The following is a 22,361-nucleotide window of genomic DNA, read 5'->3' as shown; positions in this document are numbered from 1 at the left end:
TTATGTTCGCGGATGCCGTTTTTGGTTCAAAAGAATGTTTGGACCGATGGTCGAGCCTAGCGAGTTTACATGACAATTTTTTAAAATCAGACTGTAAACACGTCGCAGCACCCCTCGACTGAGGCATAGTTTACAATGAGTTTATTTTATTTCAATGTGAATTTTATGAATTCATGTCTAAAGCAATTGAAATTAAGCTCAATTAAAGAACGAAGCTGATTTCGACTGTGTAAGTGATGATCAAAAGAGTTTAAAAAGGGTGTACTGAGCTAAAAATAAACCAAGCCCAAAATTGAAGTGAGCGATCAAACTATTTTTTATACTTTGTGTTGGTCGTGGCGTTTTAGATGCAAAAAAACCAAACCCTAGAATGGGTTGCATGATGATCAAAGGAATTAAAGTCGTGAATAAACCAAATAGAATAGATGAAATAAAAATATTGGGTTGTTCATTGAAGATAGGAGTTTGGAGGTAAATGAAACTCAGACTCACACCAATCGCGTAATGAAGTAGCCAACCCACGATCATTTCGTATTTAACCACAGGGCTTGAAGTTATATTGTTGTATAAGAATTTAAAATTTTTAAGTGATAAAGTCCATCTCCCTATGAGAGCATAATTGAATGATTTCGATTGAAAAAAATGGAATCTAAGCAATGCCAATAAGTCCATGATGAGCGTAGAAAGTAGACCTAGAATTATACTGTGTATAAAGATATTCATTAAATATTTGACTCTTTATGGTTTGAATTATGCTAGTTTGAAACTTAAAGTTAACTTCAAGTCAAGGTGTCTTTGTGGAAATTGATATCGGAGATTTATCTCATCAAACTGAAATTTCAACGGCAACGATAAGGTTCTATGAATCTAAGGGATTGATAAAATCTATAGGGCGTAAAGGGCTAAGACGTCAATATCCAACATATACGCTTCAAACGCTTGCACTTGTAAAAATATTGCAAAACGGAGGAATGTCTCTGAATGAAATTAAAGAACTCACAATTCATGATGCTAAAATTAAAATTGCTCGTGCGATTATTCCTGATGTAAAAATAGTGATTAGAAACAAAATAGAGGCTTTGAATAATTTATCGGTTATCTTGAGTCACATTGAAAAGTGTCCTTATCAAGATCATTTGAGTTGTCCAGACTTTTTAAAATTATTAGCTGCTCCACAACAGTAATATTGAGATTAGATTATTTGCAGAATGATTCACTAATATTTTGTAAAATATTAATAAATTTTAAATATTTAACTTAGAACGATTGAATAAAATATGTATAGAAAAATAATAATATTGGGCTTATCGCTATTACCAGTTCAAATGCTCATGGCGAGAACTAGAGGTGATGTTGGACCTCAAGGTTTAGCGATGCTTATTGTGGTGGTGATTGGTGCAATTGCGATTTGTGTTTTATCGAATCGCTTAAACAAATTTACACAGGGTATGCATTGGTTTTTAAAATTATGGTCAATGCTCGCTGCAATAATTTTTACCATATTGATTCTATGGGGTGTTATCGCGATTTTAATTCCTGTTTTTGAATATATCCCTGAAAAATGGTTTATGTTGTTTGAATAATTGAGTTTACTTGTAAATTAAAACTAGAAAAAGATAGAAATATGATGAAAAAATCAATGGTGTTTTGTGGATTATCTATGCTGTCAGTACTGTCCATTGCGAATGACAGTACAGGCTTTGTTGCAACAGGTGGTATTCAATATTTAAAAAATAAAGATATTCAAATGTACAGTGAAGATCTATTTGTTAGCAAAAAACAGATTAAAGTTGATTACCAATTTAAAAATTTAACGAATAAAGATATTACCGAAATGATTCTGTTTCCGTTACCAAAAGTTGATAACTTTTTTGAAGCCGATTTTGCTGATACAGCACAATTATTAAAAACGTTTAAAGTGACTGTGAATGGACACAAGATTCAGCCCAAAATTCATGTACGGACATTTATCCAAAAAGATGAAAACTCAAAAGCGATAGATACTACAGAGTTATTCAAACAGTGTGGTTTTTCTGAGTCTGAAATGCTTAATCCATGGAATCGAAAAAGTTACGAATATTCTAATTTTGAAGATAAATTAAGGTCTTGCAAAGTTCCTCAATTACAAAAGCTACTTAATGAATATAAAGATGATGTTATCCCGTGGTCATCACAAGTCATCTATAGTTGGCAACAGACGTTTAAAGCGAATTCAATGACCAAAGTGCAACATCAATATTCCCCTTTGGTCGGAGGTTCTGTTGCATTTTCAACTGAATATGAGGGTAAAGAATATTGTATGGATCCGAGTTTTAAGGCAGGTTTGAAAAAAGCTCAATCCGAAAATGCACCTTATTCCGCGTTGGGCTATATTTTAAAAACAGGTGCGAATTGGGCGAAAGAGATTCAAAATTTTAAATTGACGATCGAACGAGACGCGAATGAGTTGGTCTCATTTTGTTGGGCAGGAAAAGTGAAGAAAGTTAGTCCAACACGGTTTCAAATGGTAGAGAAAAATTTTAAACCAAAGCAAGATTTGAATATTATTTTTGTGAAAAAGAGATAAGCATGAAAAAGCCCTTTTAAAAGGGCTTTCCTAATTTATTGATCTTTATGATGCTCTTCAGCTTTCTTCGTCCAATAATCTGCTTGCTCTTCGTTCGCTTCTACACCCATCCCATTTTCATAGATGAATGCTAAATCACGCATCGCTTGAACATCACCAAGCTCAGCTGCTTGTTTGACTAAAGCGACAGATTTCGCTTCATCTTTTTCAATCACATCACCTCGACGGTAATAGCCTGCAAGCTCTAAAGTCGCAGCAGCGTGTTTTTGGATATTAGCTTTAGATAACCAGTAATAGGCTAACTCAAAGTGAGCTTTAGATTCTTCAGGGTCTTCTTCTCGAAGTTCCTTGGCATAAACGGTATAGCCTTCACCTAACCAATACATCGCTTCAACTTGACCATTTTCAGCAGCTTTGAGCGCCCATTCCTCAGCTAAAGTAATGTCATCATCATGCTCACTTTGCATATATAAATCAGCAAGCTCAAACTGAGCTTCCGCATTTCCAGCAAGTGCACGATTTGCAAGTTCAGTTGGGACAGTAATACGTTTAGGCATAAAAATTCCAAAGCCACTTCATAAAGCAGACGATTAAAAATAAAAAAAGCCAATATATAAATTAGCCTGTTCATTATAGCTTAGATTAAGGATTCATAATGTTGAAAAAACAAACCAAACAATTCATTTGGATGATGAGGAAACCTTGCAAAGTTCTCTGATTTCTTAAAATCATGTCAAATGATGAAAGGATTAAGACTTAAAAAATGGCTTATGAAATCTTATACATATTAGTTGGGTGTGATGACTTAGAGTCTTGTCAAATAACGATATGAAATACGAATCCAACGATAACTCAAGCCTATCGTTGATTGCTGATTTGATGGTAAAAATACTAAAAATGGTCGTATTTGATGCTTTTAGTAGATTTTATAAGACTTTTGCATAACTTTTTCCTATCGCTAAAAACATGCTTAATAGCCTCAATTGAGGAGTTTTGACATGACGACAGCAAAAAAATATAGCACTGACGTGATTATTATTGGTGCAGGCCCAGTCGGCTTAACCATTGCCAATGGTCTAGGACAATCGGGCGTTAATGTGACAGTCGTAGAGCAGTTGGATCAGTTGATTGACTATCCACGTGCGATTGGTATTGATGATGAGTCACTCAGAACCCTTCAATCAGTCGGTTTGATTGATCAAGTTTTACCACATACCACGCCTGACCATGCGATGCGTTTTTTAACGCCTTCAGGTCGTTGTTTTGCAGATATTCAACCCAAAACACGTGAATTTGGTTGGCCTCGCCGTAATGCATTTGTTCAACCCTTGGTTGATGCTGTATTACTGGAAGGTTTAGAGCGTTTTAAAAATGTAGAGGTTCGTTTTTCACGTAGCGTGCAAACATTTAAACAATTCCAAGATCATGTTGAAGTTCAAGTACAAAATAAAGATGGCGAGATTGAAGTCATCACTGCAAAATATTTGGTTGCATGTGATGGCGGGAACAGCTACGTACGCCGTATGCTCAATATTCCATTTGAAGGGAAAACTGCGCCAAATCAATGGATTGTCGTGGACATCGCCAATGATCCATTAGCAACGCCACATATCTATTTATGCTGTGATCCTGTGCGTCCATATGTATCAGCAGCTTTGCCACATGGTATTCGCCGTTTCGAATTTATGGTGATGCCAGGCGAAACTCAAGAAGAATTGAGCCAACCTGAAAATATGGCAAAATTACTGTCTAAAGTATTGCCGAACACTGAAAATATCGATGTGATTCGTAATCGTGTTTATACCCACAATGCCCGTATCGCCAGTCGTTTCAGAGAGGGTCGCGTACTGTTGGCAGGTGATGCAGCCCACATCATGCCCGTATGGCAAGGTCAGGGTTATAATAGTGGCTTACGTGATGCATTTAACTTGTCATGGAAACTTGCCATGGTTGTGCAAGGCAAAGTTTCAGAAAAAGTATTGGATACGTATCAAGTCGAACGTCATGACCATGCTAAAGCCATGATTGATTTATCAGTCACTGCAGGTCATGTACTTGCGCCACCGAAGAAATGGCAAGGTACCGCGCGTGATGCGATTTCTTATGTATTGAATTACATCAAACCTGCGAAGCAATATTTATTGGAAATGCGTTTTAAACCGATGCCACAGTACAAAGCAGGCGTGTTGGTCGGTCAAGTGAACAAAACTTCTGCGATTGGGAAAATGTTTATTCAGCCCAAAATGCAGGACAGTTCAGGCAAAGTTCAATTACTGGATGAGTTTATTGGGACTGATTTTGCCGTGATTGCTTGGGGGGTCAACCCAACTTGGGGCTTAAAACCTCAGACATTGGCGAAGTGGAAAGCACTCGGTGTAAAATTTATCAAAGTGATTCCACCTGAGCAGTTGCCTACCACGCCTCAAGAAAATGATGACGTTCTGACTTTAGGCGATACTGAGCATGCCATTCGTGCTTGGTTTGGCAAAACTAGTGATTCAATGGTGTTCTTACGTCCAGATAAGTTTGTTGCTGCTTTGGCAATTCCACAAATTAGTGAACAAACCAGCCAAGCCATTTTTGAAAAGTTAGGTGTTTAATCGTATTTTGAACCTAAAGTTTCATTTGAGATGAAATGTATTTTCAAAATCTCTCGATGAAAACCGTTAAGTAAACTTATTTCAGGACGGGACGAAATACCTTAAAAAAAGCCTGTATTGATTGCAGGCTTTTTTAGGTATTCACTTTCTTATTAAAATGAATATATTTCTAAATAGCTCAATGAGGGATTAAAAGATATCACAATGAAAATGTTGACTCAGAATAGATTTGACTAACTTTAAACGATCACTTTCATCATTTTTACGGTAGTTCAAATACAGTCCAATATTGGGTAGGGGAACAGATGTTTTTTTAATCATAACATTCGGTCCTAAGAAGTCTTCCACGTAAGCTGGAACGATCGTCCAGCCCATCTGCATACCGACCAAATTGACATTCATCAAAATATTACTCGAATGCTGTGAGATCTGCATCGTGGCATTTAAATTTTGAAAAATCTGTTGGGTCTTTTGAAAAAGTACTGGTGAAGCCATTTCTTCACTGAGAATAAACTTTTGTTGTATCAAATCTTCTTTTGAAATCAACTCAGTCTGTGCAAAAGGAGATTGGCTAGGAATAAGTAAAACCAACGGTTCATTAAATAATTCGATTGAAGCGATATGCTCATCATTGATGCATTGACGGGTAAAGGCAACATCAATTTTATTGTCTTTTAAAGCTTGGATTTGAGCCAGACAACTCAAGCTATGAAATTGAATATCCAACTGTTCTTGCTGCGCGCGGATGATCGGCATGACATAGGGAAATATTTTCATTTCAGCAATCGGTAGGAAGCCGATATTAAGCTTATTCTTTTTGGCATCACTGATGGTTTTTACATTTTGAATGGCTTGTTGAGACAGCTCTACAATATGTTTTGCATCCCGATAAAATTGTTGTCCTTCTTCAGTCAGGCTGAGCGAACGGTTTTTACGTGAGAATAATAGGCAACCTAATTCATTTTCAAGGTCTTTGATTTGTTGGCTTAATGAAGGCTGTGCGATAAAAAGCTTTTCAGAGGCACGGGTAAAATTCAGTTCTTCGGCAATACAAATAAAATAGCGTAAATGTCGAAGTTCCATGTAACAGCCTGATGAATGAAAAAATGAACGTGAATTATATCGTGTTGGTTTTCAAATGCGAATGAAAGGAAAGAGCATAGTTAGAGCATGATTGAAAATTTGATTGCAATGTTGGAGATTCCAGCAAACTCTATGCATTAGGCTTTATCGTGATATTGCTGAATTCTGAAATGAAATTTAAAAAAAGGTCACTCATATTGAGATGAGCGAACCTTTTTTTAATGAATCAATTCAATGTGTTGAAGTTTTAAATGATTTTTAGATGAAATACAAAATCAGACTGATGATCGCAATGATGCCTGTGGCGATCCAAATCTGTTTCACTTTCGATTCAAAATAACTCAGACTCAGTCCAACCCATAAGCTTGCAAAAGTGATTACACCAATCCAATAGCTAATCATATTACTGAGCTGAGCGTGTTGGATGCTGAGGATCAGCGCAATGATGAGTAAAACCCAACCTAAAATAGTCGCAAGTCGTATTTTTTTGCTCGGAAGCTTTTGACCAAAGATTTGTTTTTGGTGTTTTTCCATTGAAGTTGCCAAGGCAAAAAGACCAACGGAGCAAATCGACCAAATCATGAAGAAGAAAATCATCCGTCTTGCTCCTCAACATGGGGCGCTACTTTGCCATTTTTAGCGGCTAAGCCTTTGTGGTTTTTAACTTTAATGAAGCTAAAGAAGAATAATGCAGCCAATACCCACATCGCTAAGTCGAATGAAGCAATCACCCATTGACCATTGGTAATGGTATTCCACAGCGCTTGACCACCAGTCATAAAGTTCATGATTGGTAAGAGTGCAAAAGCAATGGTGGCAATCATTAAAAGTTCTAACCATGCTTGACGATGTGTACGACACGCCGCATAAATTAGGGTCAACAGCCATACGATAAAGAAGGTTCGGATTTCCCAGTTAAGTCGCATAGGTAGATCAGCAGGGATGAAACGATTGGCATAAAAATATGCAGCACAGGCAATCGGCAATCCAATAATGGCAGCAATGTTGGTCACTTCAACCACACGATATCCAAAAGATTTAAAGCCTTGTTTTTGTTGTTGAGGCGCACGTTTTACACACCATAAAATCAAGCCTGTCGCGATCATAATGGTGCCGACAACACCGGATAGGAATAAGATCCAACGCAAGGCCAAATCGACACCGCGAGCTTCATGCAAAACAGTCACGACATTATATATTCCGTTCGGAATCGATGGATTTTTTAACTTGGCAGATTCATCCGTAATGTTTTGACCTGTAACGCCATTGAAGTCTAAAGTTTCATAAACACCACGATGCGCCACACTCACTGCATTAAGCGCACGTAGTTCAATTTTAGCTTTGGTGGTATTTGGTGCGGTGATGCTAATGCTCGCAACAGGATTGTCTTTCCATTTCTCTTGAGCTTGCGTCAAGATTGGCGCCAAATCAGCTAAGGGTGCAGGTTGAGAACGCTCTTTATTTTTACCACGTCCTTCACCTCGACTACGGTGCTGTTCACTTACTTCGCCACGTGCTTGGGTATTTTCTCCCATGGCAGATTGACGATTAGCATTGAGTTCACGATTAGGGGTTTCACCACGCGTTGAATTTTCACCACGAGCCGTTTGTTCTGGCTGATTTTCAGTATTTTGTTCTATTAAAGAACGTCGCTGATCTTGTAAGAAAGCACCGCGATTTTCATAAATCTGATTAACACCCCAAGGCATGATGGTGAAGAGCAATAAAAGCAATCCACTAAAAGTAATCATGATATGGAAGGGAAGTGCAAATACTGCGGTCGCATTATGTGCATCTAACCAAGAGCGTTGCCCTTTACCTGATCGGAATGTAAAGAAATCTTTGAAAATTTTCTTATGGGTAATGATGCCGCTGACAATCGCCACCAACATGAACATGGTGGCAATACCCACGATCCAACGAGACCAAATGCGTGGCATACCATAAAGTTCAAAGTGGAAACGATAAAGGAAACTACCGCCACGCGTTTCACGTGCTTCTAGAACTTCGCCTGTACGACTATCAATCGTAACCCGTTCACCACCACGGCGTGCACGTGGGTCTTCGCCTGTTTTACGAATATTCAGTGTCGTGACATTTTGACGTGAATTGGGCAGTTGAATCGTCCAACTACCTGCATTGGCGTGATGTTCTTGTAAATAATTTAACGCCACTTGGGTATGTTGAATTTGTGATTGACTCGGAACAGACTGATGGAACTCAGGTTTCATCCATGTGGTGATTTCAGTTTGAAAAAAACTCAGTGTTCCTGTTAAGAAAATTGCATACAGCAGCCAACCCAGAATCAAACTTGACCAAGTATGTAACCAAGACATGGATTGGCGAGGACCTTCGACTTTTCCATCTATTCTCATTTTTAGTTACCCATGGCCTTATAGCAAATAAATAAAATCAGGCTTGGAATCATGATGCCTAGACTGGCTTTGAGGGTTTTATTGACCATAAACACCCAAATAAAAGCTGCACAACTGAGGCTAAACGCAATCAAAGTTGCAGCCATCGCTGCGCTGGATTGATATGCGGCGAAATACTGAGCAATGACCACAGCTGAAAGTGATGCAAGAACGTATCCACCGACAGAAGCCAATAGAAATCGATAGGCAATCATGATGCGATAGGGAGTTAGTTCAGGTTTCGTTTTAGTTTTGGTTTTTTGGGATTTGGTCGTTATAGAAGGCGTACTCTGTAACTCAAATTCAGTGCTAGACATAGAACTATCAATTGTGAAAAGGTGTAATTAATGCAAATGATAACAATTATTATTACAGTTTAGAATAGGAGAATTTGTGTTAATGAATAATTATGAACCTAAAAATCGATTTAATCCGAAGTATCGTGCTTTAAAAAAAGACTAAAAGTTACTGATTAGTTGCATTTTTAAGTAGGGTGATAATACGGACTTTAAACACTAAAAATGTTGGTTCACTTTAATTGGCTGTAAACAATGTATATAAAAAATGAAGGAATCCAAGTATCTTTAAAATGGGAGAGTGAGCAAGAGTGAAATGTATAGGGGTACGCAAAGCTGATTTCAATCATAAATGCTGAAATCAGCTGAGTTTAAAACCATAGCTTTAAAGTTTAATTTTAAAGTCTAGTTTCAATGCTTAATTTCAAGGTTGAGTCTCAAAGTATGCAGATTTTAAGATCTAGAATATTTTAAACGTTAAGATCAATGAACGAAATTTTATGCATTGTCTTCATTTATGCATTGCCCTCATTCTGTTGATATTCTTGAATCACTTCTAAGGCTGCTCGAAAGGCTTCTTGCGTTGTAGGCGCACCACAATAAGGCAAACTATGCAGTAAGACTTCTTGTATTTCTTCAACGGTTGCGCCGTTATTCAATGCACCACGAACATGACCTTTGAGTTCCATCGGGCTTTTTTGCGCCGTTAAAAATGCAATGGTAATGAGCGAACGATATTTACGCGGTAATACGCCTTCACGTTGCCATGTTGAACCCCAAGCATGTTCATTGATCCAGTCTTGTAGAGGTTGAGTAAAAGGAACGGTATTGTCTTGAGCACGTTTTACAAAAGATTCGCCCATGACTTCTGTTCGAACTTTCAAACCATTTTCATAATCTTGTTTTGACATTTTAAGCTCTCTAAAAAAACGCATCCGAAGATGCGTTGTTGAATCAAAAATTAGGCTGGAATCTCAATGGCAATCGCAGTGGCTTCACCACCACCAATACATAATGTTGCAATGCCTTTGGTTTTTCCTAAACGCTTTAATGCATAAATGAGCGTTAAAATAATACGTGAACCAGAAGAACCCAATGGATGGCCTAGGGCACATGCACCGCCATTGATGTTTACTTTTTCAATATCTAGATCAAAGGCGTCAATCGCTGCCATGGTCACCATGGCAAAGGCTTCATTAATTTCCCACAAATCAACATCTGCAACAGACCATCCAGTTTTTGCTAAAACTTTCTCAATGGCACCCACGGGTGCAATGGTAAATTCAGACGGGTGTTGTGAATGGCTCGCATAGGCTTTAATGCTTGCTAAAGTGCTTAAACCTTGTGCTGTAGCATATTCAGCTGAAGTTACCACAAATGCAGATGATCCATCGCTGATGGAGCTGGCATTGGCTGCGGTAATGGTGCCATCTTTGGCAAAAGCAGGACGAAGCGTTGGAATTTTATCTATTTTGGCATTGAATGGATTTTCATCTTGAGCAACAGTCACATCACCTTTGCGGCCACTGACGGTTACAGGTGTAATTTCATCTTTGAAATAACCTTGTTCAGTTGCATGTTGTGCGCGTGTTAAAGAGCGAATGGCAAATTCATCTTGTTGTGCGCGGGTATAGGATTTTTTATTCGCCATTTCCTGAGCCAATACACCCATCGAGAGTCCTGTTTCTGCATCTTCCAAGCCTTCTTGAAACATGTGATCGGTGACTTTGCCATGCCCCATACGGAAGCCCGCACGTGCTTTGTCCATCAGATAGGGTGCATTACTCATTGACTCCATACCCCCAGCAATAACCAGTTTCGCAGAGCCAGCTTTGATTGCATCTGCAGCTTGCATGACCGCTTTCATACCTGAACCACAAATTTTATTGATTGTTGTTGCACCGACATGATCTGGGATACCAGCAATACGCATCGCTTGGCGTGCAGGACCTTGTTTTAAACCTGCTGGAAGGACACAACCCATAATCACTTCATCAACATTTTCAGCTAAAACATTGGCGCGCGCGAGGGCAGATTTGATTGACTCAGCACCAAGCTGAGGAGCGGTTAAACTTGCAAGGCTACCTTGGAAACTTCCCATTGCTGTACGGCTTCCTGCCACAATCACGATGTCTTGACTCATTATTTTCTCCATTAAATTATTCGATCTTGCATTATTCAATACTGAGTCCATAGACCCTTGATGCCATGCTTAAGCTTTTTATAAACCAAATTCTCTTCGCGTTATCTTGATTTTCAACCAAAGCGAAACTCACTCATTTTATGGATAAAACCATATCATAAAAAATGAATAATGATTCATTAATTTGCAATGAAATTTATTTTGACAGTTTTTGCTTTGATTACCATTGCACTAAAGTCAAAGTTTATGTGCTAAGCAAAGAGGGAATATTTTCTAAATGAATAAAAAAATGATGCTGAACACAGCATAAGTCAGCCGAAAGTATTCATCTGGACGATTTATCAATATTTCTTAATAAAAAAACGGCTTCTTTAAGCCGTTTTTCTCTAAAAATTAAAAAATTAATAGTTATCGTGTTTCAAAATCATAATGCTCTATAAAACGATGCAGACCAGTAGAAGCACGTCATTTGGCTCAACTGTATCTCGCTATAATGTTTGAGTAGAGGGGGCTCCATTCTGTGGATCAGACTGATTGAGATGCGGATTCTCTAAATCTAAATGTTGATTCAGCTCAATATCAAAAATATCGGTCAACATGCTATCAAAGCGTTTGGCATTGTAAGTCGTCAACTGATCAGCTTCCGCTTGATTGATAAAGTTTGTCTTCAAAGCCGCCTCGATGTGGGCTTCAAAAGTTAAACCTTCAAACTGTCCTTTAGATTCAGCCTTTTTGAACTTATTCCAAAGCTCCTCGACTTCAAGCAACATCAGGAAAGTTGATTCCATACGACCTGTGACATCATCTGCGTCTGTGCTGTAATAAACATGCTGTTTCAGTTGATCGCGGAAGGCATTTTCTTGCATGATCAATTCGCCCGCTTGCAGTTTAAGTTTGTCACTCGGTTTTTGTACCGGGCGACCCAGTGGGAAGCAAATCAATTTAATCAGTCCCGATGCAAGTTTGATTGGGAAATTATCAAATAGTCCAAAGAATGCTTCTTGTGCATTAAATAAGGCTTTTTCTAAAGCCAACTGCGCATGGATCTGTTCGGCTTCTGTACGTTGTCCATATTCATAAAATTTTAAGATCGCTGTCGCAATAAATAAATTCGAATGAATATCGGCAAGACGACCTGACAGCATCTCTTTACGTTTGATATCACCCGCCAATAAACCTAAGCACATATCAGCAGTCAAGGCGAAGTTGGCACTGAGACGATTGATGGTTTTATAATAAGGACGACTAAATGCATCGGATTTTTCAGAGGCATCCGAAGGTCCACCGATATAGCCATAGGCAAAAGAACGCGCGGTACGGTTAAAGGTATAACCTAAATGTTTGTACAGCATCTCATTAAAAGTATTTAATGCAGTGTCTTTATCCTCAGCTTGTAAAAGCTGTAATTCTTCAAATAGATAAGGGTGACAACGCATAGAACCTTGACCAAAAATCATCAAAGAACGACTCAGAATATTGGCACCTTCAACCGTGATGGAAACAGGAATCGCTTGATAATTTAAAGCCAAAAAGTTACGTGGCCCCATTTGAATGGCACGCCCACCGACCACATCCATGCCATGATTCACCACTTTACGCATGGTTTCCGTGGCATAGTATTTGGCCATAGCGGTCATCACCGCAGGTTTACCGCCTTGATTGAGACCACACGTGACTAAATATCTAAACGCTTCCAGCATATAGGTGTCCGAAGCAATATCACTCGTCGCTTCTTGAACACCTTCAAATTTACCGACTGAAATTTTGAATTGTTGACGGATTTTGGCAAATGCACCGACTGTTAAATAACTCATTTCACCCGCAGCGGTAGATAGAGCAGGCAGGGAGATACCACGCCCTACTGCAAGGCATTCCATCAGCATACGCCAACCTTTACCTGCATTTTTAACCCCACCAATAATCCAATCGAGTGGGATAAAGACATCCTTTCCATCCACCGTACCATTCATAAAGGGTGAGCCGGGATTATGTCTTGCGCCGACCTTGACACCGTCATGATCAGCAGGCAATAGCGCACAGGTAATGCCATATTCAGTTTTTGATTTATCACCCAATAAACCTTCTGGGTCATAGAGCTTGAACGCTAAACCGACCACTGTGGCAATGGGTGCAAGCGTAATCCAACGTTTGGAGAAATTCATGCGTAGTCCGAGCACTTGTTTGCCTTCAAATTCTCCATAACACACCACACCTGTATCTGGAATGGCACCTGCGTCCGATCCTGCTTCAGGGCTGGTTAAACCGAAACAAGGAATTTCTTCACCTTTGGCTAAACCCGGTAAATACCGATTTTTTTGCTCTTCTGTACCATAATGAAGTAATAATTCACCCGGTCCAAGTGAGTTCGGCACCATACAGCTGACAGCGGTCGTGAGTGAGCGCGAAGCGATTTTGCTCATGATGCGACTTTGTGCAAATGAGCTAAAGGCTTTACCGCCATATTCTTTAGGAATGATTAAGCCTAGAAAACCTTTTTCTTTAATGAACGCCCATACTTCAGGTGGTAAATCTTTTAAATGATGATGGATTTCCCATTCATTCAGCATCGCGCAGAGCTGCTGCACTTCGTTGTCTAAGAATGATTGTTCCTCGATTGAAAGGGTCGGATAAGGATAGGCATCAAATTTTTTCCAGTCGGGTGCCCCCATAAACAGCTCTTTTTCCCACCAACTGGTTCCTGCATCCAAAGCTTCTCGCTCCGTGGTGCTCATACTCGGCATGGCATTGGCTAACGTTTTATAAGCAGGTTTAGTGATGATTGCCATGCGTAACGGATCAATCATCATAATCAGACTGATGAGTATCAGCGGGAGACCTAGCAATAGTGACCAAGGACTGAGTATGGCTGTTGCAATCGACACAATAATGGTCAAGATTGAACCAGAAGTCCGAGACAACGAGCAGAAAAAGATCAGCCATAATATAAAAATCTGAATCAGTATCGCGATAAGAAAAAGCACAAAAGACATATAACCACTCCGCATTTCGAATTTAGGTTGGATGGTCTTGAGTTGAGCAATAGAAAATTAAAAGTTATTTGAATGAAGCTTTTCTATAGTGGCTTAATGAAGCTCAACTGAAGGATTTAGAAATGAATTTTTCGAAAGTTTATTTTTTAATCAATGTCTAGTGTAGGTTATAAATCAAAAAGAAGTATGGTCTAGAACCAAAAGGATACATATGTAGAGTGAAAACTCACTTAATGTATTAGCTGTAACATTTTATATATCTAAAATATTTAACATTAATTTTTTAATAATAATTGGATGGATTGAAAAGCATGAACAATTTATATCAACGGATTGCACTGCTGACGACTTTATCGGCGTCATGTACTTTAGGCTTTGCTGCGACTTGCTCTAAAACCATGAGTAACAATATGGTCAATGATAATTTGAAAATTCCAGCCAATGCGGTCTGTGTTTTAAATGGAACGATGGTCAATGGCAATATTGAAGCCTTAACAGGCGCTACTTTGATTTTAAATGCTGCAACAGTCAATGGAAATATTGAGTCCAAGAAAGCCAAAGTCATTAAATTCAATAAATCTACCATTCAAGGCAATGTAAAACTTGAACAGACTAGTTCTGCTATTGTGATCGATAATTCCGTGATTGATGGGGATTTAAGTTGTTCAGGTAATGTTGCGTCTAAAGGCAGCATGAATGTAATCAATGGTGACATTGAAGGACAATGTCGTTAATTGATGATTCAATCTAAAATTGATTTCAATAATTTAAAGACATAAAAAAGCCCTCTGAATTCAGTTCTAGAGGGCTTTTTTATTGAAGTTTAAAAGAATTAAGCTTCGATCACTTGGACTGCAATTTTCTTTGCAGGATCTGCTTTACGGCGGACTGCTGGCACAGGCTCGCCATAATATTGACGATCTGCAAAATAGCTTGAACGCACCATCGGCGCTGCCCAAATATTACGAAAACCTAATTTTTGACCATGAGCTGTATAACGTTCAAATTCTTCAGGAGTTACAAAGCGGTCAATGGGAGCGTGCTCTTTTGAAGGCTGTAAATACTGACCAATGGTCACGTAATCCACGCCGTGTGCATGCAAGTCATCAAGTAATGCAATCACTTCTTCTTCAGTTTCACCAATACCCACCATCAAACCACATTTAGTTGGAATATCTGGGCAGTATTCTTTGAACATTTTCAATAAATTGAGTGAATGCTGATAGTCAGAACCTGGACGCATTGCTTTGTATAAACGAGGCACAGTTTCAATGTTGTGGTTAAACACATCAGGTGGACATTCTGTCATGATCCGTAGGGCAATATCCATACGACCACGGAAGTCAGGCACTAAAATTTCTAATAAGGTTGTTGGACTTAAAGCACGTGCTTCTTTAATACAGTCCACAAAATGTTGCGCACCACCATCCAATAGATCATCACGGTCTACAGAAGTGATCACCGCATATTTCAAACCTAAGTTGGCAATGGTTTCTGCCATGTGGCGTGGTTCATCTGCATCTAAAGCATTTGGACGACCATGGGCCACATCACAGAACGGGCAACGACGGGTACAAATATCACCCATAATCATAAAGGTTGCAGTACCACCACCGAAACATTCTGGTAGGTTCGGGCAAGCAGCTTCTTCACAAACGGTATGTAATTTTTGAGCGCGTAATGTTGTTTTGATACGTTGAACTTCTTCAGGCGCTGCCATTTTCACACGAATCCAATCGGGCTTTCGTGGAGTTTCAACCGTAGGAATAACTTTTACAGGTATACGAGCAACTTTCTCAGCGCCACGAAGTTTTTCACCCTGTACTGGTTTACGGTTATCAGACATATTCAACTATTCCACTGTTTTGGGACGGGGGATATTTTAAAAAAATAGCGCTATTAGTATAACGAAATTGCATTGAAATGGGGTAAAAACGATATTCATTTAATAAATGTCGTCATCAAGCAATATATGAAATTGAAATAAAGCAAAGTCATATAAATTCAGTCATAATAGGGTATAGATATAAATGATATGAACATTAGGAGCATTGAATGGCGCGTAAGAAAGAGGTCGTGAGTGGAACCTTTGTAAAATACGATGCAGTTGTTTTAGGTTCGGGACCTGCAGGTGAAGGTGCTGCAATGAAGCTTGCCAAGTCAGGCATGCGCGTTGCAATCGTTGATATACGTGAACAATTGGGCGGTAACTGTACCCACGTAGGTACAATTCCAAGTAAAGCGTTACGTCAAACGGTTTCAAGCATTATTCGCTATCAACGTGATCCAATGTTTCAAAAAGTGGGTGAGTGGAAACAGTTCACCATGAAACAAGTGCTGCAAAATGCACATAAAGTCATTCAACAACAAGTACAAACGCATTCACGTTTTTATGATCGTAACCGTATCGATATCTTCCACGGTCGTGCGTACATTCAAGACAAAAATACAGTATTGGTCTTTAACCCTGAAGGTGTGACGGAAACCATCGTATTCAAGCAATTGGTTGTCGCTACAGGTTCACGTCCTTACCGTCCTTCGGTCCTTGATTTTAATCATAAGCGTGTATTTGATTCAGACAAAATTTTGGATCTTGATTTTACAATCCAAAAAATCATCATTTACGGTGCGGGCGTGATTGGTTGTGAATATGCATCGATCTTTATTGGTCTAGATCATAAAGTGGATTTGATTAATACACAGCCAAAGCTACTTAGCTACCTCGATGATGAAATTTCTGATGCATTGTCGTATCGCTTGCGTGAGCAAGGTGTACTGATTCGACATAATGAGCAAATTGATCATCTTGAAACTTTTGATGATCACGTTGTATTGCATTTACAAAGTGGTAAAAAGATTAAAGCGGATGCGATCCTGTGGTGTAACGGACGTTCAGGCAATACTGATGGTTTAGGTCTTGAAAATGTAGGAATCACGCCGAACAGTCGTGGTCAATTAACAGTCAATGATCAATACCAAACTGAAGTTGAAAATATCTATGCTGCGGGGGATGTGATCGGTTGGCCATCTCTTGCTTCGGCTGCTTATGACCAAGGTCGTTGTGCAGGTTCGAACATGAGTGGTGAAATTGGTGTTGCTCCTGTGACAGATATCCCAACAGGGATTTATACGATTCCTGAAATTTCTTCAATTGGTAAAACTGAACAACAGTTGACTGAAGAAAAGATTCCTTATGAAGTGGGTCAAGCATCCTTCCGTCACTTGGCACGTGCTCAAATTACAGGCGATACAGTGGGCGAACTTAAGATTTTGTTCCACCGTGATACTTTAGAAATTTTAGGTGTGCATTGCTTCGGGAATAACGCGGCTGAAATTATCCATATTGGACAAGCTGTGATGCAAAGTGGCAGAAATACCATTAAGTATTTCGTTGAAACCACATTCAACTATCCAACCATGGCAGAAGCGTACCGTGTTGCAACTTTAAACGGAATGAACCGTTTATTCTAAGTTGATGTTTGGTATAGAAATGCAAAGCCCGTGAGTGAAAACTTGCGGGCTTTTGGTTTTATGACTATTTTCAAAACATAACCATGTATAAGAAAAGTGTACAAGATAAATAAAAGAGTTTTATTCATGATTCGCTCTATAACCATTAAAGGCTTTCGTTCTGTTCGAAATCTGACGCTACCACTTGCTCAACTCAATTTGATTAGCGGGGCAAACGGTTGTGGAAAATCAAATCTATATAAAGCTGTACGATTATTGCATGAGGCTGCCAATGGACATTTATCTCAAGCCATAGCATTGGAAGGTGGTATCCAAAAAATTATGTGGGCAGGTGGCGGGCGCAAAGGGGATTTTGCCAAAGACCCTAAGCGTATGAAGCTGGCTGTAGAAATGGAGCATTATGAATACCAACTTGAAATTGGTTTTCCTGAACCTTTAATTAGTTTATTTGGTTTAGATCCATTGGTAAAGAAAGAAAATATTTGGATGAGTGGCTATCAACGCCGTAACATGAGTGTGTTGATGGAGCGTACCAATCAAGCGGCATTTCTCAAAAATATAGAGGGAGAAAAGATCACTTATCCGATGACACTGACACAGGAAGATTCAGTGTTTGGACAGCTATCCGATCCACATTTATATCCTGAAGTTTCTCAAGTGAGAGAAAGCATGAAAAATTGGCGCTTTTATCATGAGTTTTCGGTAAGTTCACATTCACCGATGCGAATGCCACAGGTGGGAATACGCTCTCCGATTTTGTCGCATGATGGTACCAATTTGGCAGCTGCATTTGAGACACTGAGAGAGCGTGGACAAACAGAAACACTTTCTGAGGTTTTAGATAAGGCTTTTCCGAACACACATTTTTTTGTAGATGCACAAGGCGGTCGTTTCCAAATGATGATGCAACGAGAAGGCATATTGAGACCACTTGAAAGTGCAGAGTTCTCAGATGGAACCTTACGTTTTTTATGCTTGGCAGTTGCTTTACTCAGCCCGAGACCGCCGTTGTTTATGGCACTGAATGAGCCTGAAAATAGTTTACACCCGAATCTGTTGCCTGCATTAGCCATGCTCATTGCTGAAGCCAGTCGATATACTCAACTTTGGGTCACCAGCCATTCAACTGTTTTGGTGGAAATGATCCAACAATATTGTGAAGTACAGCATTTTCAGTTGGATCAGAAAGAGGGTGAAACGGTTGTGGTTACCATCAATGGACAGGCAACATGATTTAAATTTTAAGTAATTTAAAACCTTTGCTCTTCAATGTTTTTTAAAAAGAATGAATCGACATCAATAAAAAATAATAAGCACTAAAACTTGAAATAATCGTGACGACAACAGGTATTTTCGTACGAAGTAAAAGTACGATCCATATCACAAAGCCAATATCTATCCAGCTTTTGATATAACTTTCTGTCATTTGCACAATCAAACACAGTAATAGACCAATCACCGCAGCATTGATGCCTTCAACAGCGCGATAGATTTTTTCCTGTTTCATCAGCCAAGACCAATACGGCAATGTGCCAAAGATGAGAAAAAATGAAGGCAGAAAAATAGCACAGGTTGCAATAACAGCATTGAATAGCATGGAATTGGTGATGGGCAATAACGCTCCCAAATAACTTGCAAAGCTGAAAAGAGGACCGGGCATTAACTGGACAACAGCATAGCCTAAATCAAATTTTTCATTGGAAATGAATCCACTGTCCACAAAGTCTTGATGCAACAAAGGTAATACAATGTGACCGTTGCCAAACACCATCGAAGCTGAAGCGTAAAAGCCTTCGATGCTGAGTAGTGCAGGATGGTTGAACTGAGTTTTTAATACTGCAAAGATCGCAAAAGGGGCAATAAAAGCAACCAGCCATAGATATGAAGCTTTCAATGCTTGAGGACATTTAAAATGATTTGATGAAGCACGAGTCGGAGGTGCTTTTGTACCATTTTTCGTTAAGCTTTTCGTATTGTTATGCTTACTATTTTTCTTGATTGTTGTCTTTGAAAAAATCAGACCACAGAGTGCTGCGACAAAAATTAAAATGATTTGGCTGAGACTTAAGTCACTCGTGTAGATAAATAAAGCGGATAGAAGCATGAGTAAGTATTGCCAAACCGTATTGCAAGCGCTTTTCAGCATTTGCCAGAATGCAAAAATCACAACCGCCAATACGATCAGTTTTAAAATGTGAAATATTTCTACATTTAAATGACTAAAAAAATATTGTCCAAAATAAGCCACACACGTCATAAGGATAAAGGAGGGGAGTGTGAATCCTAACCATGCACTAAGAGATCCCAAATAACCTTTGGTCAAATAGCCAATGGCAATACCCACCTGACTACTACTCGGTCCGGGAATGATTTGTGACAATGCCACCAGTTGAGTGTATTGTTCACCAGTGAGCCATTTTAACTGTTGAACAAATCGTTGATGGAAAAACACCAAGTGTGCGGCTGGACCACCAAAAGATATACATCCTAATTTAAAAAAGATGAGAAAAATTTGAAACTGAGTGATGTGTAAAGATCTACGCTGATCCATGGATGGGGTATGTTCAGGACTTGTATTTTGATGAAGTTGAACAGGAGATTTGATCATGGCAATCTTAATAGTTTTTAAAAATATGATAGCGCTCGAACATGACATTCTTTTGAAAAAAATAAGATAAGTTTAGATATATAAATGAATAACCCACACGAGGTGGGTTATTGCAAATGAGCATATGACTTTACTGAATGGTTTTGCATATAGTTATATCTACAGCTTAAGCAACTGATTATGCAAGCGATTAAGTAAAGGTTAAGCAAATTGACCTTTTTGGAAATCGGCAAAGGCTTGATGAATTTCAGCCTCACTGTTCATGACAAACGGACCATGTGCCACGATGGGTTCATGAATTGGCTCACCACTACCGATGAGTAATTTACTCTCTTCAAGCACTTCAATTTCGACCTCGGAAACATCATGGTTCAGATATACCGTTTGAAGGTGATTAAAGATTTGACCATCAATTTTAATCGAACCACTGAGTACAAATATGATGTTGTTCCAAGTTGGATCAAAGTTAAGTTGAACAGATTTACCCGCATTTAACCTTGCATCCAATAGGTTTAAAGGACTATAAGTCAATGCAGGACCTTGTGCCATTGTTTTAGCATGAACGTATTCACCCGCAATGACTCGAATGATTCCCTGACCATCCTTCAATGTAATTTCAGGAATATTCTGTTCGTTAAGTTCCTGATAACGAGGTTCAACCATTTTCGAGTGACTTGGTAAGTTTACCCAAAGTTGAACCATATCAAGATGACCACCATTTCTTGCAAATGCTTTTGAATGATGTTCTTCATGCATGATGCCACGACCTGCAGTCATCCATTGCACTTCATTTTGACCAATCGTGCCGTGATTACCTTTTGAATCTCGATGTTCTAACTCACCTTCATAGACAATGGTCACTGTTTCAAAGCCGCGGTGAGGATGCATACCAACGCCACGCTGATGCGAAGTTGGTGCAAATGGATATTTTTCAGTATATCCCATCACTAAAAATGGACTGGTTGCGCTACTCATGTCGCTCATTGGTAACATCGAGTTGGTTTTAAAACCATCACCGACCCAAGTACTGCGATCACTGGTATATACTTTCCGGATTGAGTTCATTGATTTACCTTTAGATTATGTTTGTCTTAAAGATAAAATGGCGTTCATTCGGTATAATTACAGGCAGTTCAGCACAACAGATAATTCTAAAAATGGAACAATTATGCAAAATTTGAATGATTATTATCATTTTGTTCAGGTCGTGAAATATCAAGGTTATACCAAAGCCAGTGAAACCTTAGGGATTACCAAATCCAAATTGTCACGCAGGATTACAGATTTAGAAGAACGCCTTGGGGTTCGACTCATTCAGCGCAATACACGTAAATTTACGGTGACTGAAATGGGGCAAAAGTTTTATGAATATTGTTTAAAAATATTAGACGATGTCACTGCTGCTGAAAACTTTATCCAAAGTGCAAAGTCGGATGAGCCGTCAGGGCTGATTAAGTTGTCATGTCCGATAGCGTTGGTTGAAATGCCAGTGGGTGAAATGGTGGCGCAGTTTATGCGGACATATCCTGAGGTTCAGGTGCATTTATTGGCAAGCAATCATCGTGTGGATTTGATCGAAGAGGGAGTGGATTTAGCCATTCGCGTGCGTAATTCAGCGCTTGAAGATAGTGAATTGATCGTGCGTGATTTAGATGCCTGGGAACACGTATTGGTTGCTGTTCCTGAATTATTTAAACGATTTAAATATCCACAGACTTTGGACGATTTAAAAGGATTACCCAGTATCGGTTTTCAAAGTCCAAAACAATCATGGCGATTTAAAAATCAACAAGATGAAATCGTGGAAATCGAATTTGAACCGCGTTTAAAAACCGATAATTTTTCAGCAATGAAAACAAGCGTTCTTAATGCGGTGGGTATTGCTTCATTGCCCCGTGTTTTTGTATTTGAGGAATTAAAAAGTGGAGCATTGATCGAGGTATTGCCTGAGTGGCATTTACCTAGAGGCGTGATCCATATTGCCTATGCTTCGAGACAAGGCATGATGCCTGCGATGCGTTTACTTTTAGAGTATTTGATTGAGCAGTTTAAAATTCGTAATTGCGGAGCAAAGACTCGAGTTTAGGTCTTCGCTGACATTTCCATGTTTTAGTCTATCTTTTAGAATAGAGTAAAGTAATGAACTGAAAGTTTTATACTTTCAGTTCATATTTATCTTCATTTTATATT

Annotated in this window: 20 protein-coding genes; 8 read left to right on the top strand and 12 right to left on the bottom strand. The window is 39.0% G+C overall.

The features are described from left to right. Nucleotides 1-240: 240 nt before the first annotated feature. On the bottom strand, nt 241-723 hold the full coding sequence (locus tag AC5YCE_RS00450; RefSeq protein ID WP_496170347.1) for a DUF2938 family protein: 483 nt from the start codon (nt 721-723) through the stop codon (nt 241-243). A gap of 74 nt (nt 724-797) precedes the next feature. Here AC5YCE_RS00450 and AC5YCE_RS00445 point away from each other — a divergent pair, with 74 nt between their 5' ends. The 3 genes from AC5YCE_RS00445 (at nt 798) to AC5YCE_RS00435 (ending at nt 2,566) form a co-directional block, all read left to right on the top strand. Next, the gene (locus tag AC5YCE_RS00445) at nt 798-1,184 is read left to right on the top strand and encodes a MerR family transcriptional regulator (RefSeq protein ID WP_496170345.1); all 387 of its coding nucleotides are present in this window, start codon (nt 798-800) and stop codon (nt 1,182-1,184) included. Nucleotides 1,185-1,331: 147 nt separating this feature from the next. Continuing rightward, nucleotides 1,332-1,583, top strand: coding sequence for a hypothetical protein (locus AC5YCE_RS00440; protein ID WP_496170343.1), 252 nt, complete (start codon nt 1,332-1,334; stop codon nt 1,581-1,583). A gap of 41 nt (nt 1,584-1,624) precedes the next feature. Beyond that, nucleotides 1,625-2,566 carry a DUF4424 family protein gene (locus AC5YCE_RS00435; RefSeq protein ID WP_496170341.1) on the top strand — a complete coding sequence of 314 codons (942 nt, stop codon included), beginning with the start codon at nt 1,625-1,627 and terminating at the stop codon, nt 2,564-2,566. A 35-nt stretch (nt 2,567-2,601) separates the two neighbouring features. Here the strand turns inward: AC5YCE_RS00435 and AC5YCE_RS00430 are convergent, their stop codons facing one another. After that, nucleotides 2,602-3,123 carry a tetratricopeptide repeat protein gene (locus AC5YCE_RS00430; RefSeq protein WP_496170339.1) on the bottom strand — a complete coding sequence of 174 codons (522 nt, stop codon included), beginning with the start codon at nt 3,121-3,123 and terminating at the stop codon, nt 2,602-2,604. A 441-nt stretch (nt 3,124-3,564) separates the two neighbouring features. Between AC5YCE_RS00430 and AC5YCE_RS00425 the strand changes: the two genes are divergently transcribed. After that, nucleotides 3,565-5,166 (top strand): bifunctional 3-(3-hydroxy-phenyl)propionate/3-hydroxycinnamic acid hydroxylase, encoded by a 1,602-nt coding sequence (locus tag AC5YCE_RS00425; protein WP_496170337.1) that lies wholly within the window; start codon nt 3,565-3,567, stop codon nt 5,164-5,166. A gap of 189 nt (nt 5,167-5,355) precedes the next feature. Here AC5YCE_RS00425 and AC5YCE_RS00420 read toward each other — a convergent pair whose 3' ends face one another. The 7 genes from AC5YCE_RS00420 to AC5YCE_RS00390 all read right to left on the bottom strand — a co-directional run bounded on the left by AC5YCE_RS00420 (nt 5,356) and on the right by AC5YCE_RS00390 (nt 14,092). Continuing rightward, entirely contained in the window at nt 5,356-6,249 is an 894-nt protein-coding gene (locus AC5YCE_RS00420; RefSeq protein ID WP_496170335.1) for a LysR substrate-binding domain-containing protein, read from the bottom strand. A 258-nt stretch (nt 6,250-6,507) separates the two neighbouring features. Then, on the bottom strand, nt 6,508-6,846 hold the full coding sequence (locus AC5YCE_RS00415) for a DUF3325 domain-containing protein (RefSeq protein ID WP_496170333.1): 339 nt from the start codon (nt 6,844-6,846) through the stop codon (nt 6,508-6,510). Further along, the gene (locus tag AC5YCE_RS00410) at nt 6,843-8,624 is read right to left on the bottom strand and encodes a PepSY-associated TM helix domain-containing protein (protein ID WP_496170331.1); all 1,782 of its coding nucleotides are present in this window, start codon (nt 8,622-8,624) and stop codon (nt 6,843-6,845) included. Before AC5YCE_RS00410 ends, AC5YCE_RS00415 begins: the two co-directional genes overlap by 4 nt. A gap of 2 nt (nt 8,625-8,626) precedes the next feature. After that, nucleotides 8,627-8,980 (bottom strand): hypothetical protein, encoded by a 354-nt coding sequence (locus tag AC5YCE_RS00405; RefSeq protein ID WP_496170329.1) that lies wholly within the window; start codon nt 8,978-8,980, stop codon nt 8,627-8,629. Nucleotides 8,981-9,474: 494 nt separating this feature from the next. Beyond that, nucleotides 9,475-9,870: a carboxymuconolactone decarboxylase family protein gene (locus tag AC5YCE_RS00400; RefSeq protein ID WP_496124967.1), complete on the bottom strand. Its 396-nt coding sequence runs from the start codon at nt 9,868-9,870 to the stop codon at nt 9,475-9,477. A 50-nt stretch (nt 9,871-9,920) separates the two neighbouring features. Continuing rightward, complete coding sequence (locus tag AC5YCE_RS00395) at nt 9,921-11,102, bottom strand: thiolase family protein (RefSeq protein WP_496170327.1); 1,182 nt, start codon at nt 11,100-11,102, stop codon at nt 9,921-9,923. Nucleotides 11,103-11,590: 488 nt separating this feature from the next. Further along, complete coding sequence (locus tag AC5YCE_RS00390) at nt 11,591-14,092, bottom strand: acyl-CoA dehydrogenase (RefSeq protein WP_496170325.1); 2,502 nt, start codon at nt 14,090-14,092, stop codon at nt 11,591-11,593. A gap of 311 nt (nt 14,093-14,403) precedes the next feature. Between AC5YCE_RS00390 and AC5YCE_RS00385 the strand changes: the two genes are divergently transcribed. Beyond that, nucleotides 14,404-14,826 carry a hypothetical protein gene (locus tag AC5YCE_RS00385; protein WP_496170323.1) on the top strand — a complete coding sequence of 141 codons (423 nt, stop codon included), beginning with the start codon at nt 14,404-14,406 and terminating at the stop codon, nt 14,824-14,826. 98 nt (nt 14,827-14,924) lie between these two features. On the opposite strand, the gene lipA is transcribed toward AC5YCE_RS00385, so the two are convergent. After that, entirely contained in the window at nt 14,925-15,938 is a 1,014-nt protein-coding gene (gene lipA / locus AC5YCE_RS00380; protein WP_496124963.1) for a lipoyl synthase, read from the bottom strand. Nucleotides 15,939-16,147: 209 nt separating this feature from the next. Here lipA and sthA point away from each other — a divergent pair, with 209 nt between their 5' ends. Further along, complete coding sequence (gene sthA, locus AC5YCE_RS00375) at nt 16,148-17,563, top strand: Si-specific NAD(P)(+) transhydrogenase (protein WP_496124962.1); 1,416 nt, start codon at nt 16,148-16,150, stop codon at nt 17,561-17,563. 126 nt (nt 17,564-17,689) lie between these two features. Then, a complete protein-coding gene (locus AC5YCE_RS00370) occupies nt 17,690-18,796 on the top strand; it encodes an AAA family ATPase (RefSeq protein WP_496170321.1) in 1,107 nt (368 codons plus the stop codon). A 43-nt stretch (nt 18,797-18,839) separates the two neighbouring features. Here the strand turns inward: AC5YCE_RS00370 and chrA are convergent, their stop codons facing one another. Beyond that, nucleotides 18,840-20,114 carry a chromate efflux transporter gene (chrA, locus tag AC5YCE_RS00365; RefSeq protein WP_496170468.1) on the bottom strand — a complete coding sequence of 425 codons (1,275 nt, stop codon included), beginning with the start codon at nt 20,112-20,114 and terminating at the stop codon, nt 18,840-18,842. Nucleotides 20,115-20,372: 258 nt separating this feature from the next. Continuing rightward, on the bottom strand, nt 20,373-21,236 hold the full coding sequence (locus tag AC5YCE_RS00360; protein ID WP_496170319.1) for a pirin family protein: 864 nt from the start codon (nt 21,234-21,236) through the stop codon (nt 20,373-20,375). A 103-nt stretch (nt 21,237-21,339) separates the two neighbouring features. On the opposite strand from AC5YCE_RS00360, the gene AC5YCE_RS00355 reads away from it, so the two are divergent. After that, on the top strand, nt 21,340-22,257 hold the full coding sequence (locus AC5YCE_RS00355) for a LysR substrate-binding domain-containing protein (RefSeq protein WP_496170317.1): 918 nt from the start codon (nt 21,340-21,342) through the stop codon (nt 22,255-22,257). Nucleotides 22,258-22,361 lie beyond the last annotated feature (104 nt).

The sequence above is a fragment of the Acinetobacter sp. CY79 genome (assembly GCF_059515845.1).
This window is presented reverse-complemented; position numbering and strand designations above follow the sequence as displayed.

Bases quoted from the DNA above. Each gene is read 5' to 3' on its own strand.
- AC5YCE_RS00450 (WP_496170347.1), bottom strand. From the start codon at position 723: ATGAATATCTTTATACACAGTATAATTCTAGGTCTACTTTCTACGCTC.
- AC5YCE_RS00440 (WP_496170343.1), top strand. From the start codon at position 1,332: ATGGCGAGAACTAGAGGTGATGTTGGACCTCAAGGTTTAGCGATGCTT.
- AC5YCE_RS00435 (WP_496170341.1), top strand. From the start codon at position 1,625: ATGATGAAAAAATCAATGGTGTTTTGTGGATTATCTATGCTGTCAGTA.
- AC5YCE_RS00430 (WP_496170339.1), bottom strand. From the start codon at position 3,123: ATGCCTAAACGTATTACTGTCCCAACTGAACTTGCAAATCGTGCACTT.
- AC5YCE_RS00425 (WP_496170337.1), top strand. From the start codon at position 3,565: ATGACGACAGCAAAAAAATATAGCACTGACGTGATTATTATTGGTGCA.
- AC5YCE_RS00420 (WP_496170335.1), bottom strand. From the start codon at position 6,249: ATGGAACTTCGACATTTACGCTATTTTATTTGTATTGCCGAAGAACTG.
- AC5YCE_RS00415 (WP_496170333.1), bottom strand. From the start codon at position 6,846: ATGATTTTCTTCTTCATGATTTGGTCGATTTGCTCCGTTGGTCTTTTT.
- AC5YCE_RS00410 (WP_496170331.1), bottom strand. From the start codon at position 8,624: ATGAGAATAGATGGAAAAGTCGAAGGTCCTCGCCAATCCATGTCTTGG.
- AC5YCE_RS00405 (WP_496170329.1), bottom strand. From the start codon at position 8,980: ATGTCTAGCACTGAATTTGAGTTACAGAGTACGCCTTCTATAACGACC.
- AC5YCE_RS00400 (WP_496124967.1), bottom strand. From the start codon at position 9,870: ATGTCAAAACAAGATTATGAAAATGGTTTGAAAGTTCGAACAGAAGTC.
- AC5YCE_RS00395 (WP_496170327.1), bottom strand. From the start codon at position 11,102: ATGAGTCAAGACATCGTGATTGTGGCAGGAAGCCGTACAGCAATGGGA.
- AC5YCE_RS00390 (WP_496170325.1), bottom strand. From the start codon at position 14,092: ATGTCTTTTGTGCTTTTTCTTATCGCGATACTGATTCAGATTTTTATA.
- AC5YCE_RS00385 (WP_496170323.1), top strand. From the start codon at position 14,404: ATGAACAATTTATATCAACGGATTGCACTGCTGACGACTTTATCGGCG.
- lipA (WP_496124963.1), bottom strand. From the start codon at position 15,938: ATGTCTGATAACCGTAAACCAGTACAGGGTGAAAAACTTCGTGGCGCT.
- sthA (WP_496124962.1), top strand. From the start codon at position 16,148: ATGGCGCGTAAGAAAGAGGTCGTGAGTGGAACCTTTGTAAAATACGAT.
- AC5YCE_RS00370 (WP_496170321.1), top strand. From the start codon at position 17,690: ATGATTCGCTCTATAACCATTAAAGGCTTTCGTTCTGTTCGAAATCTG.
- chrA (WP_496170468.1), bottom strand. From the start codon at position 20,114: ATGGATCAGCGTAGATCTTTACACATCACTCAGTTTCAAATTTTTCTC.
- AC5YCE_RS00360 (WP_496170319.1), bottom strand. From the start codon at position 21,236: ATGAACTCAATCCGGAAAGTATATACCAGTGATCGCAGTACTTGGGTC.
- AC5YCE_RS00355 (WP_496170317.1), top strand. From the start codon at position 21,340: ATGCAAAATTTGAATGATTATTATCATTTTGTTCAGGTCGTGAAATAT.